The sequence below is a fragment of the Arthrobacter sp. MYb214 genome, assembly GCF_002979865.1.
In the GTDB taxonomy this organism is placed as follows: Bacteria; Actinomycetota; Actinomycetes; order Actinomycetales; family Micrococcaceae; genus Glutamicibacter.
Genome location: NZ_PCPZ01000003.1, coordinates 36,960 through 52,820, shown reverse-complemented (window position 1 = coordinate 52,820; position 15,861 = coordinate 36,960). Strand labels below are relative to the sequence as shown.

Here is a 15,861-nt window from a genome sequence, read left to right as displayed (position 1 = left end):
CCGAGCGAGTTGGAGGAAACGCCTGCCGGCATTCGCGATGCTTCGCTCTGGCTCTGGAACAATGAGCGCGTAGGTACACCGAGGAGTAAGAGTGGGTTCAATGAGGCGCGTCTGGCAAAACTGGTGGATGCAATTGGTCGCCGGATTGCTGATCACTGCGATCGTGGTGTTGCCGTGGTTATGGATCGGTCAGGAAGACCGCTCAATTCTCCCGCATGCCAGCGACGACGCCCAAGGGCTACTGGTGATTTTCTCCGTGATCACCCTCTGGGGCAGCTGGTTTGCCCGACGCATTGGATATAGCCGCACCGGCTTTGCCATCGTGACTGCCGTGGGCATGGTCCTGGGACTCTTGGGCCTGGGGTTCCAAGGACTCCACGCATTCGAACCGGGGCTCTTGGACGGGGAACTCTCCCCAGGTTCGATTCGCCATCTTTGGGTTTTCGGTGGCCTGCTGCTGGTCAGCCAAGCCTGGTATTTCCTGGCCACTAAATTGCGGCTGCCCATAGCGGTGCTCTTCTATGCAACGCTCACTGTGGGCGTGAGCTATTGGCTGCAGATCATCGCATCGCTCGTTGCGGGCGCCCAGTCGTACTACGTTTACCTTTGGTATTCCGGGCCGCTGATCCTCGGCCTCATTTTGGGATTCGTCGGGTTCTCGAGGATCATGAACTTGCTGATGTGGGTTTTCGCATTGGCTATCCAATGGATGATGCCGGCAGTCGTGGAAAGCGCGGCCAGAGTTATTGGATCGAAGACCACTGGCTGGAAGACCGTCGGCTCCTTCTGGGAACAATTCACCGGAAGTGTCCTGGAAATTCCGTGGCAGACTCCGCTGCTGGTCAGCTTGGCGACGGCCATGCTTACCAGTGTCATCTTGCTGATTGTTCGCAAGGTGCGGCGGCGCTAGGCAAGAGTCCAAGCCGCTAGTTAGCCGGTGCTGGCCAAATATCCGCAACGACGCGAACTGCACCCTGGAAGTTCATTGCTGCCAAGACAGCATCAAAGGCTTGCGGGCCATCCGTAATGGATTTCTAGGACAACGGCACCAGGCGCGCCCAGCTCCTCGTAGTTGGCAAGAGTGCGCGCCGGCAGGATCTCCGCTGGATCGTTGCCCGGAACAGCAGGGTCCACCACGATTTGCCGACAGCCTCATCGAGCAGCACGGTGCCCAGCCCATCGGTACGTACCGTGGGCTCGATGAACTGCACGCCCACTGGCGAAACGGTGGTGTTCGCGGAGGTGATTGGAATCAGCTTGCTGGTCAGCTTGCCGTTCCCCGAAGCACCAGTGCTCGGGCCCATAGGCCAGCAGTAAGCCAAGCATTGGAACATGGCGCAATGCCGCGCTGTGCACGCGGTGGAAGCCGGGGAGCAATCGGCTTCGCCAGTCGGGGCACTGCTAGTCCGCTCCGAGTATTTCAGGGCCACCACTCGCCATAGAATAAGACTATGACTGAACTGCGCGATCGCGACCCCGGAGAACTGGTCCAGCCCATCATCCTGCGAATCGACAAGGAGGATCCGTCGAGCGAGGACGAGGGTCTGTCAGCGGTGGCGCGAGCAGCTGTGATTGCCTATCTGCAAGATCCGCAGAACCCGGATTGGCAGCAGTGGGCTTCACAGGCCTACGCCAAATCGGTACGCCGGGCTAATCCCAAGATGTTCGCCAAGGTGCTGGAGATGTTCCCTGAGCAAATGGTCAGTGAAGTGGGCAAGGCCCGAGCCGTTGGCTTGCCTCCATTGCCGGCCGCGGACTTGCCGAAGCTGATTGCCAAGTTGCAGGTCTCCGGCACGCAGCTTCCAAAAGCGGAGGAAGTCCTGGATGCGCAGATCAGCATCGTGCTGAACAAATCCTTGGACATGTCCACAGGCAAGGCCGCGGCGCAGGCAGCGCACGCGCTGTTCGCCTGGCTGACAGAATCCCCAGCGGAAGAGGTCGAAGCGTGGCTCCACGCCCATGCTCCGGTGGGCATCAAGCACCTGCCGCGCAAGGAATTCGACCGCTTGTCGCGGCAGGCCGCTGGACCTGTCATCCAGGATGCCGGGCGAACTGAAATCGAACCCGGATCTGTCACCGCTTTCGTTATTTCCAAGGCACGCTAGAACCTTAGAATCCAAGCGCGGTGAAACCGCCATGCCTGTGTCATGATTTCCTTGGCGGTAACAGCAATTGTCACCACAGCGGATCGCTGTGCACTTCCGTGGGCCGCAGGAAACGGCAATATGCCCTTGCTCGAAAGCACTGACATTGAAATTCTCTAAACGTGTACTGGGCCTGCTGCTGGTCCTGATGCTGTCCTTCGGGACCGCAGCTGGCGCCAGCGCCTCAACGCAGGCTCCAGCCGGCCTGGCGCAACTCGCTGCCGCTCCTCCGGCAATTGCCAAGCAGACCACCACCAACCTGAATTTGCGCAAGTCGCCATCGGCCCGATCCGCGTCGCTGCTAGTCATTCCCAAAGGTGCCAAGCTCCTCGCGTCCAAGGGTTCATCGGGCTGGGTGCAAGCGAGCTACATGAAGAAGACCGGCTGGGTCTCGGCCAAGTACCTGGCAACGCCGAAAGCGCTGGCGCCGGCAAAGCCCAAGACCTCAGCCGTGCGCTATCTGATTTCCTTCCAGCCGGTGCGCAAGAAGGCATCGGCGGCATCCGCGGCCTTGACCGGGGCCATGCGCAAAGCCGAGGTCCAGCGCCTGGGCGCAACCGGTTCCTGGAGCCGGATCAGAATCGGCAAGATCACCGGTTTCGTGCCCACCAGCCAGCTGTCTACCGCAATGCCCGCGCCGGTGTACCGGTATGCGAAAACCGCGCAAGTGCTGCGCAAGTCCGCCTCTGCCAAAGCGGCACGCGTTGCGGGTGTTCCAGCTGGAGCCAAAGTCGAGTGGCTGCGCACGTCAGGCTCGTGGACCTATGCCATTTCTGCCGGAAAACGCGGCTGGCTGCCGGCCAAGCAGCTGTCGTCGCAACCGGCAGCAACCCGGAAAACGATCGGGAACCGTTGGCTGATCAGCAGCAGCGTCCTGCGCCAGTCCAATCGCAGCTCATCTCCATCCCTTGGAAGCCTTGCGCCGGGTGAAAAAGTCGGCTTGTACGCAACCCGAGGTTCCTGGTCCCAGATCAAGTCCCAGCGCGGCACCGGCTGGGTGCCTAGCACTAGCCTGTCCAGCACCGCCTACAAGCCCGCCAACCCATCGGCTCGCTGGATCCTGGCTAATACCGCCCTGCGCGTCGGCGCTTCGGGCTCTGCCAAGTCCCTGGGGACCGTGCCAGCGGGGTCCAAGCTCACCCTGCACGGCACGTCGAATGGCTGGGCGCGAGTGAAGACTTCCAAGACGATGGGATGGGTTCCATCAAGCGTACTGGTGGCCAAGGCCTACACGCCGCTGAAGCAGGCCAAGCGCTGGACGACGGCTAATGTGCACCTGCGCTCCGGGTACTCCACCGGCCATAAATCACTGGCGGTCATCTCCAAGGGCCAGCAGGTCAGCGTCCTGGGAACGGCCAATGGCTGGACGCGAGTTGCCTCAACGCAGGGCACCGGATGGATCAGCAATGGCTATCTTGCTACTAGCAAACCGCAGGCGCCGCGACCGGCACCGGCACCGAAAGCCGAATACCGCTGGACCACAACCAACGTGAACCTCCGCGCCGGCGCGGGAATCAGCCACCAGAGCAAAGCCGTGCTGCCAGCGGGGCAGAAAGTCGCCTACCTGCGCAGCGATTCCGGATGGGCGCAAGTCGCCGCTCCCCAGGCCACCGGCTGGGTCAAGGAAAACTACCTTTCCAAAAATGAGCCGGGAACGTTGCAACCCGATGCGCAGCGCGTCATCGCTGCGTTGCAGGGGAAGACCGGCGATACTATCAGCGCCATTCATACCATTCGAAGCGGCTCTGCCGGGCACAGCTCCGGGAAGGCCGTGGACCTGATGATTCGCGACTACAAGAACAGGCAGCGGGTTGCCCAGGGCAAGAAGCTGGCCCAGTTCCTGCTGGATAACCGCAGTCAGCTGGGTATCTATTACCTGATCTGGCAAGACCGGATTTGGCTTCCCACGACAGGCTGGACGCCGTATTCCGGATCAGGAAAGTACGGAAACCAGTTCACCGGCAATTGGAATGACACCACGATGCATATGGATCACATCCATGTGGAGGTCTACGGCAACTCGGCCACGGGAGGTCCGCTGGACTACGGGGCGCTGCGAACCCGCTAATCTGCTGCTGTCTGGTGTTTCAGACGAAGATGCGCAGGGGGCATAGCGTACTCGCGGTGTCTCTGGTCAGCTGGAACTATGGAGAATTTTAAGCCGGAATTGGCTGTTGACCGGGCAGCGGCTACGTGGAGCGGGCGCAATGACGGTGCCGGCGAGCAGCACCTGAGATGGCATCAGCAAATCAACCGCAAGGCTGACGACCAGTCCAGCGGGCGGGGACCGGCAGCGCTGCTCGGTTTCGCTTCGGATGCCGGCGTGCTGCGCAACGAGGGCCGGGCCGGGGCGGCGCAAGGACCACAGGCGCTGCGTGCCGCCTTGGGTTCCCTTGCTATCCACGAGCCACGGCTCCTGATTGATGCTGGTGATGTCGCAGTATCTGGCGATGAGCTTGAATCAGGGCAGGAGCGGCTGGCGCAGTCGGTGAGCGCTTTGCTCGGAGGAGGGATGCTTCCAGTCGTGCTCGGCGGCGGCCATGAAACGGCTTACGGTTCGTTCAACGGCCTTTTCCGGCATTGCAGCCAAGAGCCTGGAACTCGGCTGGGCATCTTGAATCTGGATGCGCATTTCGATCTGCGCAGTGCTCCGCGGCGGAGCAGCGGCACTCCTTTCCTGGATATTGCCAAGGACCTGCAGGCGGCGGGACAAGATTTCAACTATGCCGTGGTGGGCATCAGCAAACCGAACAATACCCGGGTCCTCTTCGAGCAGGCCCGCGCCCTGGAAGTGCGCTACCTGCTTGACGAGCAGTGCACTGCCGGGCAGCTGCCTTCCGTCCTGGCCTTCGTTGCCGACTTCATGGAGAGCGTAGACAAGCTGTACCTGACCATTGACCTGGATGTGCTTCCTGCCTCGGTCGCCCCCGGGGTTAGCGCCCCTGCCGGATTCGGGGTGCCGCTGGAAGTAATCCACGGGGTCTGCGCGATGCTGGCGCGCAGTGACAAGCTGGCGCTGGTCGATGTTGTCGAATTGAATCCATCATTGGATATTGACGGAAGAACGGCCCGCACCGCAGCCAGGCTGGTTAATACCCTGCTGGGGGTCTGATGCAGTAGGGCGCACCGAAATCTGCCGACGCGAACTTGCAATGTTCGACCCCTCAAACATTATGATTGAGGGGGACGAACTAATCGTCATGGCGAGATTTGGAATGGTGTGCAATGGTGCGAACCCTCAAGCCCCGATCACGTGCGGGGCAACGCGCAGGCTGGCTGGCCGCTGGCTTGGCATGCCTGTTCGCGCTCGCTGGATGCGGCGGTAGCCAAAGTGCCGTGCCCGCCGACAGCCAAGACCACCGGCCGGTGGTGCTGACAACCTTCACGGTCCTGCAGGACATCGCCCAGAATGTCGCAGGTGATCACCTGCGCGTTGAATCCATTACCCGTCTTGGTGCGGAGATCCACGGTTACGAACCTACCCCTGATGATCTGCGCCGGGCATCGCATGCGGACCTGATTCTCGATAACGGTCTGAACCTCGAAGCCTGGTTCCAGCAATTCGTCGAAGGCAACGACGCTCCGCATGCCACCGTCAGCCAGGGGATCGAGGCCATCGATATCGTCCAGGAAGAAGGTGCGGGAAAGCCCAATCCGCATGCGTGGATGAGTCCATTGAACGTGAAAATCTACGTGGACCGCATGGCAGATGCATTTACCGAACTGGACCCGGCCCATGCGCGCGACTACCGGGACAACGCCAAGGCCTACCAAGCCGAACTGCAAAAGGTCCACGACGAGCTCGAAGCGGCACTGGCAGAGATCCCCGAACGCCAGCGGGTACTGGTTACCTGCGAAGGGGCCTTCAGTTATCTGGCCCGGGATACCGCCATGGCCGAAAAGTATCTCTGGGCCGTCAACGCGGAATCGCAGGCTACGCCGCGCAAGGTCGCCGCGGCGATTGACTTTGTCAGGGAAAACGATGTTCCTGCGGTCTTCTGCGAATCCACGGTCTCCGATGCGGCCATGCAACGAGTCGTCGAATCCACCGATGCCTCCTATGGCGGAACGCTCTATGTGGACTCGCTATCCGAGCCTGGTGGTCCAGTACCCAGCTACCTGGACCTGATCTCGCATGACACCAGAACCATCGCCCGTGCCTTGAAAGGCGGAACACCATGAACGCGAAGCCCAGCGATGCCCTCGCAATTGATGTGTCGGCCGCGACCGTCCACTACGGCCCCGTGCTGGCCCTGGACCATGCCTCCTTGCAGTTGGGCCGCGGTCGGGTCTGCGGCCTGGTCGGGATGAACGGCTCGGGCAAATCCACGCTGTTCAAAACCATCATGGGGCAGATCAAGCCCGACACGGGCAGCGTGCGCATCAACGGCACCGACCCGCTGCAAGCTCGGAAAAGCGGGCAGCTTGCCTACGTGCCGCAAAGCGAAGCCGTGGATTGGAACTTCCCGATCTCGGTGCGTGAAGTGGTGATGACCGGGCGCTACGGGCAAATGGGATGGACCAGGAGAGCCAGGAAGAGGGACCACGCCGCCGTGGATGAAGCCCTCGAACGGGTGGAGCTGGCCAGTTTTGCCAACCGGCAAATCGGCCAGCTCTCCGGAGGCCAGAAAAAGCGTGCCTTCGTCGCCCGATGCATTGCCCAGGGCGCCAATATCATGCTGCTCGATGAGCCTTTCGCAGGCGTGGATAAACGCAGCGAAGCAACGATCACCAAGCTGTTGCGCGAAGTTGCTGATGAAGGCGGCAGCGTGCTGATTTCCACCCACGACCTGCACGCGCTTCCGGAACTTGCCGATGAAGCGGTGCTCCTGATGCGCAAGGTGCTGATGCATGGCCATCCGGATCTCGTGCTGCAGGCAGAAAACCTGGCCCTGGCCTTCGGGCTGGATCCCATGAAGCGAGGCGGGGAATGAACCTCATTGAATTGCTAGCTGAGCCGCTGGGCTACACCTTCATGGTGCGCGCCCTGCTGGTTACGATCATCGCCGCCGTACTGTGCGCGGTCCTGTCCTGCTGGCTGGTCCTCATTGGCTGGTCGCTGATGGGCGATGCAGTCTCGCATGCGGTCTTGCCCGGAGTCGTGCTGGCCTACATCGTGGGTGCTCCCTTTGCCCTGGGTGCCCTGGTCTTCGGATTCCTCGCGGTGGCCCTGATCGGGGGAGTCCGCGACACCACCAAGCTCAAGGAAGATGCTGCCATTGGCATCGTCTTCACCACGCTCTTCTCCATCGGGCTGGTGCTGGTCTCGGTCACGCCGAGCCATGTGGATCTAAACCACATCATCTTCGGCAATTTGCTGGGCGTCTCGGCCAATGACCTGTGGCAGGTCCTGGTGCTTGGCGCGATCACCTTCGCCATCCTGATTCTCAAGCGCAAGGACTTCACCCTCTATGCCTTTGACCAAACGCACGCACATGCCTTGGGGATGAGCCCGCGGATCATCGGCGCGGTGCTCCTGGGGCTATTGGCCATGACCTCTGTTGTGGCTTTGCAGGCGGTGGGCGTCATCCTGGTAGTTGCCATGCTGATCATCCCCGGCGCCACGGCCTACCTGTTGACCGATCGATTCGGGAAGATGCTCCTGATCGCACCGATCCTCGCAGCCTGTGCAGGAATCCTGGGTGTCTACATGAGCTATTACCTCGATGCATCAACCGGCGGAATGGTGGTTCTGGCCCAGGCGGCGATTTTTGGAATTGCCTATCTGTTCAGTCCGAAGCAAGGACTCATTGCCACCCGGCTGGCCAGCAAGGGGCGGCGCAAGGCGCTTGCGGCGAACACGTAGAAGGCGGTGGCAAGTTTCCCGCAGCTGAAAGGAAAATGGCGTGTGAGACGTGCGCTCGCCGGCGACAGCTGATGGGCAATGGATGCACGCATCAGCGAATCAGCGTACTTCCCATGGCCGGCAACGCTGCGGCAGTCCTCTCGATTCATGGCTGGATCCGGATCCGGGCGATCCGGCGCATGGCTTGAACCTCCACCCGACCACCCTGCTAACTGGAAGGGCGCTGCCCTGCGCTGCGCCCGGATGGGCAGCTGAATCAGTTGGCTCGATCGGGACCTGCAAGCGGCATTAGGCGCGCCAGCGCAGTTTGCCCTTGGCGTCGGTCTTGCAGGTGTAGAGCTTGCCGGCCTTGGACTTGCCGCGCTTTCCTTTGTCTGCCTGCTTGCAGTAAGCGCCCGGATGCACGGTGCCCTTGACCACGGAAGGAGCCTTGTGCACGTCCTTCTTCGGTGATGCCTTGGGCTTGGAACCGGCAGGCTTGATCGTGGTGACTTTCGCGGCCTTCTGGTTGCGGCAGCTCTTGAGCACTTTGGCCATGGCCTGCTTTTCGGCTTTGGTGACCGACAGCGCGTACTTCTTCTTGACGCTGATCTGGGTGGCTACGTACTGGCATCGGAAGGACTTGTTCTTGGGGAGCCATTCAGCTGTGTTCTTATCGCCCTTTTGGCGATTGGCAGAGGCATCAGCGGCCATCAAATTCAGCGGGTCGTTAGCCAGAGCCTGGCGCTGGGCCTGGGAAAGCTTCTGGCCGCCGGAGATCCACGCGTTCTTCAGGGAAACCACGTGGTCAATGTCGACGCTGCCTGACTTGACCTTCCAGTTGATCCTCTTGCCGGTGTAGCTGTCATGCAACGTGCCCGAAGCTAGGGTGCACTTCTTGCGGTCCTTGAACTTCACCTTGGACATGTCCCGGGACAAGGTGTCCTGGCGTTCATCGCATTTGTCCTTGTCGAAGTCCTTCCACCCATTGCCGAACTTCTTGTTCCGGTTGTACCCAGTGGCGGCCGCCTTGCCCTTTACCGGCAGGGTCTTGAGCATTGCGGTGGCCTTGGGGCCCTTGAGCTTCGCCCCGGGAAGGACCTTCTTGCTGCTGGTGGCAGCCCGTTCAACCAGCAATGGCCGATCTGTTGCCAGCAGGTCTTCAACCGGTGCGGGATCCATCCCGGTAAGTGCCGAGGGTTCTGCCGGTGCGCTGCATCCAGCGAGCACCAAAACTGCAGCGCAGAGCGCAGCAATGAGTTTTCTTGGCAAGGTGATGTCTTTCAAGAGAGTGTGAGCGCAGGAGTTCGCCAAGAATGCTGCAATGTACCCCCATGTAAAACTTGTACATTGCAGTATCCCTGGTTGATCATCACTTTAGACTATTGGCCGGACAATCAGCACCCTGGGTGCAGGGACGCGGCGATGCCACGGGCCTTCCGCTTGCCGTTGACCAGGACCTGGAAAGGCTATTCAGGGGAGAAGGGAGACCCATGCGGCCGCGGCTGCACGCGAACCCAAGCGCAGGGTTTCGCCAGTTGAGCAGACCTGGACATTCACTGTCTCGGAGAATTGCTCGCCAGCGGTAATGCGCAGTTGCGCGCCGACAACGATCCGATGATCGGAGAAATACTGCAGCAGCTGCGAATCGTCATCGGCGATGCGTTCGACAACCACCTGGGCGTCATCGCTGGCTTCGCTCAGGTTGAACGCCTGCGGGATGGAAATGCGGCCTTCGGCCGTCGGGATGGGGTCGCCGTGCGGGTCGCGGGTGGGGTGCTCCAGCAAGCTGTCGATGCGCTCGATCATGAAATCGGATACCGCATGCTCCAGGCTCTCGGCCTCGTCATGCACCTGGTCCCAGCGGTAGCCCAGCATCTGCACCAGGAAAGTTTCGATCAGGCGATGGCGGCGCACCATGGTCACCGCATACTCGCGTCCCAGTTCGGTCAGCGTTACGGCGCCATAGGGCGCATGGTCGAGCAGGCCCTGCTGGCGCAATTTGCCCAGGGCGCCGGAAACCGTGGAGAGCTTCATGCCTGATTTGCTGGCGATGATGCTGGCGGTTACCGGATCGCTCGACCACTCGTTGAGACCGAAGATGATCTTGAGATAGTTCTGGGCGCTATCTGAAAGCTGGTTGACCGACACAAGCACCATCTTAGCGACCATCGGGCCAGCTGGTCGCGAGGTGACTTTGATTATTGGGCAATTCGGGCTGGAGACCTCTGACAACTGAAAGCGGCTAGTCACGAGCCTAAAAATTCTGCTCCACGGATAAGGATTATCCGAGGCCCAGGGGCAGCGTATTGACTTAAATTTCTTTGTGCGGAAAACTGTGTAATCGATTCCATGGAATCGATTACACGTAAGCAAAGGGGCTTATCGACATGAACGCTGTCACCATCAAGGATGTGGCACTTGCAGCCGGAGTATCTTCCGCGACTGCCTCGCGCGTTCTATCCGGCCACCCCGCCACTTCGGCCGCTTCCCGCGAAAAAGTGGAAGCTGTCGCCAAGGATTTGGGTTTCGTGCCCAATGCCCAGGCCCGCTCCCTGCGCTCCACCAAAACCGACACCATCGCGCTGCTGATATCCGATGTGCGCAACCCCTACTTCTCCGATCTCGCGCATGCCGTCGAGCAGCAGGCCCACGCCGCGGGAATGATGACCTTCATCGGCAATGCCAACGAGGACACCGAACAGCAGGACCAGTTCCTCGCCGCGATGCTTTCGCGCCGCGTTGACGGATTGATTCTCGTTCCCCAGGGCCTTGATGAAGACGCCGACCGGCCAAGCCAGATGATGCAGCGCATCATTGCCTCGGGCACTCCGCTGGTTTTCGTCGACCGCACCCTGCCCGAGCTTCGCATCCCATCCATCACCGCCTCCAGCACCGGCGCCCTGGAAGAAGCCATCGCGCGGCTGAAGGCCCTGGGCCACGCCAAAATCGCTTTCTTGGGCGGCCCGGACCACGCATCCACCGCCCGCGAACGCCACAGCGCCTTCGACTCGGCGATGGCCGCCAACGGCCTGGATACCGATCCTGCCCTGCACTTTGCCGGCGACTTCCGCGCCGCCTCGGGTGCCGAAGGCGCCCGCTGGCTGCTGGGCCATGAACTGCAGCCGACCGCGGTGGTCATCGCCGATGCGCCGATGGCCATCGGCGCACTGACCGTGTGGCGCGAAGCCGGCATCCGGATCGGGAAGCAGCTCTCGGTGATCACCTTCGACGAGGTGGATGCAATGCTCATGCACGATCCGCCGATCGCCACGATCAGCCACGACCTGACCAGCATGGGCCGCGCCGCGGTCACCGCGCTCCAGGACGTCATGGCGGGCAAGAGCCCCGAGCCCCAAGAATTCATCAGCCGATTCACCGCGCGTGAGTCGCTGGCCCCAACGCAACCCGCCACCGGCGCATAGGCGAGGATGGAAGGAACGAAAATGAGTAATGACGCTCTGCTGGTCCTGGACAAGGTCTGCAAGTCCTTCGGCCCGGTACAGGTGATCGACGAGGTCACCGTCGAGGTGCATGCCGGCAAGGTCTCGGTGCTGCTCGGCGAGAACGGCGCAGGCAAGTCGACGCTGATCAAGATGATCGCCGGCGTGCACGAGCCGGACGCCGGCCGGATCCTGGTGGACGGCAAGGCCGTGAAGATTCCCAACACCAAGGCCTCCGAGGCATTGGGCATCGCCACCATCCACCAGGAACTGAACCTGGTCCCGTCGATGACCATCGCCGAGAACATCACCCTGGGCCGCGTGCCGCGCAAATTCGGCATCATCAACCGCCGCGCCATGCGCCAGATCGCCCGCGAAGCGATGGACAAGCTCGGACTGGCGCTGGATGTCGATACGCCGGTGGGCCAGCTGGGCCTGGCCCAGCAGCAACTCGTGGAGATCGCCAAGGCGCTGAGCCTGGACGCCCGCGTGCTGATCCTCGATGAGCCCACCGCGGCATTGACCAAGGCCGAAATCGCGCACCTGTTCTCGGTGGTCGCCACCTTGAAGCAACAAGGGGTGGGCATGGTGTTCATCAGCCACCACCTCGATGAGATTGCCGAAATCGGCGACTTCGTGAACGTGCTGCGCGATGGCAAATTCATTGCCACCGTGCCGGCGGACACCGAGGAGAACGAGCTGGTCCGGCTCATGGTCGGCCGCGACATCGACGCCCAGTTCCCGCGCGTAGCCACCGAGCCAGGCCAGAAGCCGCTGCTGAGCGTGCAGAACCTGTGCGAGGGCATGCTCAAGGACATCTCGCTGGAAGTCCGCCCCGGCGAAGTGGTTGCCCTGGCCGGCCTGATGGGTGCCGGGCGCACCGAGCTGATCCGCGCCATCGCCGGAGCCGACAAGTACGCCAGCGGCGTCGTGGCGGTCAACGGCAAGAAGCTGGCCAGCTTCGACGTCGCTGCAGCTACCCGCGCTGGGATCGGGCACGTTCCCGAGGACCGCAAGACCCAGGGCCTGGTGCTGGATGCCTCGGTGGCCGAGAACATCGGCTACGCCACCATGGCCGCCACCGCCAAGAACGGACTGGTGGACCGCAAGGGCCAGAAGGCCCGCGCGCAGCAGGTCGCCGAACGCCTGCGCATCCGCATGGGCAGCATCGATGCGCCCATCCGCTCGCTCTCGGGCGGAAACCAGCAGAAGGCCGTGTTCGGCCGCTGGTTCACCGCCGGGGCCAAGGTGCTGCTGCTCGACGAGCCGACCCGCGGCGTGGACGTGGGAGCGAAGGTCGAAATCTACGAACTGATCAATGAGATCACCGCCTCCGGAGGCTGCGTGTTGATGGCCTCCAGCGAACTGCCCGAAGTGCTGGGCATGTCCGACCGCGTCCTGGTCATGAGCCAGGGACGCATCGCCGGGGAACTGGCCACCGAAGAAGCCACCCAGGACGCCATCATGTCCCTGGCCGTCAGCAATGTGCACCGCGAAGAAGAAATGGGAACCAAGTAATGAGCAGCGTAGCTACTGCCCCGAAGAAGGGCTTTGATTTCAAGGCATTCCTTGCCAACAACGGAGCCCTGGTTGGCCTGGTCATTCTTTGCCTGGCCCTGTTCATCGCCACCCCGCGCTTCCTGACCGGACCGAACCTGATGAACATCGGCATCCAGGTCTCCACCATCGCGGTGATGGCCTTCGGCATGACCTTCGTGATCGTCGCCGCCGGCATCGACCTCTCGGTCGGCTCGGTCGCGGCGCTCTCGGCCATGGGCTCCTCCTATGCCATCACCACCGCCGGCCTGCCCGATGGCCTGTCCATCCCGATCGGCCTGGCCGTCGGTGCACTGTGCGGCTGGGTGACTGGTGCGATGAGCGCCTACGGCAAGCTGCCCACCTTCATCGCCTCGCTGGCGATGCTCACCGTGGTGCGCGGGCTGACCCTGGTGATCTCCGATGGCCGGCCGATCTCCACCAGCTCCTCGGTGTCCTGGCTGGGCGATGACCTGGGCCCGATCCCGGTGCCGATTCTGATCCTGGTCGTCTCCGGCCTGCTTGCCGCCTTCGTGCTCAACCGCACCGTCATCGGCAAGAACGCCTTCGCCGTGGGCGGCAACACCGAAGCCGCGCGCCTGTCGGGCATCCCGGTCAAGCGCGTGCTGGTCACCGTCTTCGTCATCTCCGGCGTCTTCGCGGCCTTGTCCGGCATGATCCTGGCCGGGCGCCTGGATTCTGCCCAGCCGACCCTGGCTTCGGGCTACGAGCTGGATGCCATCGCGGCCGTGGTCATCGGCGGCGCATCGCTCTCCGGCGGCGTGGGACGCATCTCCGGCACCCTGATCGGCGCCCTGGTGCTGGCCGTGATCCGCAACGGGCTGAACCTGCTTTCGGTTTCCGCCTTCTGGCAGCAGGTAGTCATCGGCGCCGTGATTGCGATCGCCGTGGGCTTCGACGTGCTGCGCCGCAAGAACGTCAAGCACTAGATTTTCCCTCCGTACCCAGCAATTCAAGAAAAGTTCAAAGGAGAACCCCATGAAGAACATCATCCGCAAGACCGCAGCCGTCAGCGTCGGACTGGCCCTGGTGGCCGGCCTGGCCGCCTGCAACCGCGGCACCGAAGCAGAGGCCGGCTCGGCCACCTTGGCAGTGTCCACCCTGAACAACCCGTTCTTCGTCGACCTGCGTGACGGCGCCCAGGCCGAGGCCGAAGCGCAGGGCATCGACCTGTCCGTCGTCGACGCGCAGAACGACTCCGCAACCCAGGCCAACCAGCTGGCAACCGCGGCAACCAACGGCTCGGCCGGCCTGATCATCAACGCCGTGGATACCGAAACCGCTGAAGCCGGCCTGAAACCGGTGGCCGAGGCCGGCCTGCCGATCGTTGCGGTTGACCGCGCGGTGGGCGAGACCAAGATCGCTTCCTTCGTGGCTTCGGATAACGTTGCCGGCGGCGAGCAGGCTGCCAAGGCGCTGGGCGAGGCGCTGGGCGGCAAGGGCAAGATCATCGTGCTGGAAGGTGTTCCAGGCGCCTCGGCAACCAACGAGCGCGGCGAAGGCTTCGACAAGGGCCTGGCCGAGTTCAAGGACATCGAGGTCGTCTCCTCGCAGACCGCCAACTTCGACCGAGCCGAAGCACTGGACGTGGTCACCAACCTGATGCAGGCCAACCCGGATGCCGCTGGCGTGCTGGCGATGAACGACGAAATGGCCCTGGGCGCCATCCAGGCACTGGGCGACAAGGCCGGCAAGGACGTGTTGGTAGTCGGCTTCGACGGCACCGACGACGGCTTCAAGGCAGTCCAGGATGGCACCCTGGTTGCCACCATCGCCCAGAACCCAGCCGAGCTGGGCAAGCAGTCGGTGCAGATCCTGGCCAAGGCCATCAAGGGCGAAGAAGTCGAAGCCAACGTGCAGGTCGCCGTTGACACGGTAGACGAGAAGAACGTCGCCGACTACGCAGGCGAGTAATCTGCCCTTAGCGGCAATCAAGCAGTGCACCGGCGCCCATCGGCCGCCGGGTGGAGAGAACCAGAGGAAATAGCATGCAGCAGGACATCCAGGTCACCATTGTGGGCTCTAGCAACGTGGACATCACCGCGCTGATGGCCCGCCTTCCCGGCCCGGGTGAAACCGTGCTGGCAGACTCCTACCAGCTCTCGCCCGGCGGCAAGGGCGCCAACCAGGCGCTGGCCGCCGCGCTGGCCGGTGCCGCCACTGAATTCATCGGCGCCGTCGGCAACGACTCGCACGCCGAAATCGCGCTGGGCCAGCTCGAGGAAGCCGGCGTGAAGCTCGATCGCGTGGCCCGCACCAGCGAGCCGACCGGCGTAGCCATCATCCAGGTGGACCGTGGCGCGGAGAACTCCATTGCCGTGGTCTCCGGGGCCAACTCGACCGTCTCCGGCGAGGCTGTGCAGGGCGCCGGGGGCATCGAGGGCATCCTGGTGCTGCAGGGCGAGATTCCTGCCTCGGGCATCAAGGCCGCCATGGATGCTGCCACACAGCGCATCGTGCTCAACCTGGCGCCGGTGATCGAACTGGACCGCGAGTACCTGCTCAAGGCCAACCCGCTGGTGGTCAACGAGCATGAGGCCGAAGCCGTGCTCCAGCAGCTGAACCCGCACCCGGCTCGCCGGTTCGACGGCAAGTACGAGCGCCTGGCCGGGATGCTGGTCGACGAGGGCATCGCCAGCGTGGTCATCACCCTCGGCGCCAATGGCTGCCTGGTTGCCGACCGGTTCCCAGGGGAGAACGGCGGGGTCCAGGTTCGCGCGCTGCCCGCCGTGAAGGTCAAGGCCGTGGACACCACCGGTGCCGGCGACGCATTCACCGGTGCGGTGGCTGCCCGCCTGGCCAAGGGCGATGACCTGGCGCAGGCCGCAGAATTCGCCGGCAAGTTCGCCGCGCTGACGGTGCAGGCGCACGGAGCCCAAGCTTCCTACCCGCGTTCCCTGCAGAACCTCTGAGACCCCTTTTCGAGCAAGAC

Annotated in this window: 15 protein-coding genes; 12 read left to right on the top strand and 3 right to left on the bottom strand. The window is 62.6% G+C overall.

The genetic code is table 11. The features are described from left to right. The first annotated feature begins 100 nt into the window (after positions 1-100). Entirely contained in the window at positions 101-910 is an 810-nt protein-coding gene (locus CQ012_RS09020; RefSeq protein ID WP_105661965.1) for a hypothetical protein, read from the top strand. Between the two features lie 124 nt (positions 911-1,034). Here CQ012_RS09020 and CQ012_RS09015 read toward each other — a convergent pair whose 3' ends face one another. Then, the gene (locus tag CQ012_RS09015; protein ID WP_105661964.1) at positions 1,035-1,304 is read right to left on the bottom strand and encodes a hypothetical protein; all 270 of its coding nucleotides are present in this window, start codon (positions 1,302-1,304) and stop codon (positions 1,035-1,037) included. Positions 1,305-1,451: 147 nt separating this feature from the next. On the opposite strand from CQ012_RS09015, the gene CQ012_RS09010 reads away from it, so the two are divergent. The 6 genes from CQ012_RS09010 (at position 1,452) to CQ012_RS08985 (ending at position 7,950) form a co-directional block, all read left to right on the top strand. Beyond that, a complete protein-coding gene (locus tag CQ012_RS09010) occupies positions 1,452-2,105 on the top strand; it encodes a peptidyl-tRNA hydrolase (protein WP_105661963.1) in 654 nt (217 codons plus the stop codon). Positions 2,106-2,250: 145 nt separating this feature from the next. Beyond that, the gene (locus CQ012_RS09005; RefSeq protein WP_105661962.1) at positions 2,251-4,212 is read left to right on the top strand and encodes an SH3 domain-containing protein; all 1,962 of its coding nucleotides are present in this window, start codon (positions 2,251-2,253) and stop codon (positions 4,210-4,212) included. Between the two features lie 78 nt (positions 4,213-4,290). Beyond that, positions 4,291-5,256, top strand: a complete 966-nt coding sequence (gene hutG / locus CQ012_RS09000) for a formimidoylglutamase (RefSeq protein WP_105661961.1) — start codon at positions 4,291-4,293, stop codon at positions 5,254-5,256. Positions 5,257-5,369: 113 nt separating this feature from the next. Then, positions 5,370-6,326, top strand: a complete 957-nt coding sequence (locus CQ012_RS08995; protein WP_105661960.1) for a metal ABC transporter substrate-binding protein — start codon at positions 5,370-5,372, stop codon at positions 6,324-6,326. Further along, a complete protein-coding gene (locus CQ012_RS08990) occupies positions 6,323-7,078 on the top strand; it encodes a metal ABC transporter ATP-binding protein (RefSeq protein WP_105656326.1) in 756 nt (251 codons plus the stop codon). The genes CQ012_RS08995 and CQ012_RS08990 overlap by 4 nt, the downstream gene beginning before the upstream one ends. Continuing rightward, positions 7,075-7,950: a metal ABC transporter permease gene (locus tag CQ012_RS08985; RefSeq protein ID WP_105661959.1), complete on the top strand. Its 876-nt coding sequence runs from the start codon at positions 7,075-7,077 to the stop codon at positions 7,948-7,950. The genes CQ012_RS08990 and CQ012_RS08985 overlap by 4 nt, the downstream gene beginning before the upstream one ends. 288 nt (positions 7,951-8,238) lie before the next feature. On the opposite strand, the gene CQ012_RS08980 is transcribed toward CQ012_RS08985, so the two are convergent. Next, positions 8,239-9,111 (bottom strand): HNH endonuclease family protein, encoded by an 873-nt coding sequence (locus CQ012_RS08980; RefSeq protein WP_286134624.1) that lies wholly within the window; start codon positions 9,109-9,111, stop codon positions 8,239-8,241. Between the two features lie 291 nt (positions 9,112-9,402). Next, the gene (locus tag CQ012_RS08975; RefSeq protein ID WP_105662148.1) at positions 9,403-10,080 is read right to left on the bottom strand and encodes a metal-dependent transcriptional regulator; all 678 of its coding nucleotides are present in this window, start codon (positions 10,078-10,080) and stop codon (positions 9,403-9,405) included. A 239-nt stretch (positions 10,081-10,319) separates the two neighbouring features. Between CQ012_RS08975 and CQ012_RS08970 the strand changes: the two genes are divergently transcribed. The 5 genes from CQ012_RS08970 to CQ012_RS08950 all read left to right on the top strand — a co-directional run bounded on the left by CQ012_RS08970 (position 10,320) and on the right by CQ012_RS08950 (position 15,841). Continuing rightward, complete coding sequence (locus CQ012_RS08970; RefSeq protein WP_105656329.1) at positions 10,320-11,354, top strand: LacI family DNA-binding transcriptional regulator; 1,035 nt, start codon at positions 10,320-10,322, stop codon at positions 11,352-11,354. A gap of 21 nt (positions 11,355-11,375) precedes the next feature. Further along, on the top strand, positions 11,376-12,890 hold the full coding sequence (locus CQ012_RS08965; protein WP_105661958.1) for a sugar ABC transporter ATP-binding protein: 1,515 nt from the start codon (positions 11,376-11,378) through the stop codon (positions 12,888-12,890). Then, complete coding sequence (locus CQ012_RS08960) at positions 12,890-13,858, top strand: ABC transporter permease (protein WP_105661957.1); 969 nt, start codon at positions 12,890-12,892, stop codon at positions 13,856-13,858. Before CQ012_RS08965 ends, CQ012_RS08960 begins: the two co-directional genes overlap by 1 nt. A gap of 49 nt (positions 13,859-13,907) precedes the next feature. Next, on the top strand, positions 13,908-14,843 hold the full coding sequence (locus CQ012_RS08955) for a substrate-binding domain-containing protein (RefSeq protein WP_105661956.1): 936 nt from the start codon (positions 13,908-13,910) through the stop codon (positions 14,841-14,843). A gap of 74 nt (positions 14,844-14,917) precedes the next feature. Then, positions 14,918-15,841, top strand: a complete 924-nt coding sequence (locus tag CQ012_RS08950; protein WP_105661955.1) for a ribokinase — start codon at positions 14,918-14,920, stop codon at positions 15,839-15,841. Positions 15,842-15,861 lie beyond the last annotated feature (20 nt).

What these genes read in the sequence shown, in the direction of transcription:
- CQ012_RS09020 (WP_105661965.1), top strand. Translation starts at nt 101, where the DNA reads ATGAGGCGCGTCTGGCAAAACTGGTGGATGCAATTGGTCGCCGGATTG.
- CQ012_RS09015 (WP_105661964.1), bottom strand. Translation starts at nt 1,304, where the DNA reads ATGGGCCCGAGCACTGGTGCTTCGGGGAACGGCAAGCTGACCAGCAAG.
- CQ012_RS09010 (WP_105661963.1), top strand. Translation starts at nt 1,452, where the DNA reads ATGACTGAACTGCGCGATCGCGACCCCGGAGAACTGGTCCAGCCCATC.
- hutG (WP_105661961.1), top strand. Translation starts at nt 4,291, where the DNA reads ATGGAGAATTTTAAGCCGGAATTGGCTGTTGACCGGGCAGCGGCTACG.
- CQ012_RS08995 (WP_105661960.1), top strand. Translation starts at nt 5,370, where the DNA reads ATGGTGCGAACCCTCAAGCCCCGATCACGTGCGGGGCAACGCGCAGGC.
- CQ012_RS08990 (WP_105656326.1), top strand. Translation starts at nt 6,323, where the DNA reads ATGAACGCGAAGCCCAGCGATGCCCTCGCAATTGATGTGTCGGCCGCG.
- CQ012_RS08985 (WP_105661959.1), top strand. Translation starts at nt 7,075, where the DNA reads ATGAACCTCATTGAATTGCTAGCTGAGCCGCTGGGCTACACCTTCATG.
- CQ012_RS08980 (WP_286134624.1), bottom strand. Translation starts at nt 9,111, where the DNA reads ATGGATCCCGCACCGGTTGAAGACCTGCTGGCAACAGATCGGCCATTG.
- CQ012_RS08970 (WP_105656329.1), top strand. Translation starts at nt 10,320, where the DNA reads ATGAACGCTGTCACCATCAAGGATGTGGCACTTGCAGCCGGAGTATCT.
- CQ012_RS08965 (WP_105661958.1), top strand. Translation starts at nt 11,376, where the DNA reads ATGAGTAATGACGCTCTGCTGGTCCTGGACAAGGTCTGCAAGTCCTTC.
- CQ012_RS08960 (WP_105661957.1), top strand. Translation starts at nt 12,890, where the DNA reads ATGAGCAGCGTAGCTACTGCCCCGAAGAAGGGCTTTGATTTCAAGGCA.
- CQ012_RS08955 (WP_105661956.1), top strand. Translation starts at nt 13,908, where the DNA reads ATGAAGAACATCATCCGCAAGACCGCAGCCGTCAGCGTCGGACTGGCC.
- CQ012_RS08950 (WP_105661955.1), top strand. Translation starts at nt 14,918, where the DNA reads ATGCAGCAGGACATCCAGGTCACCATTGTGGGCTCTAGCAACGTGGAC.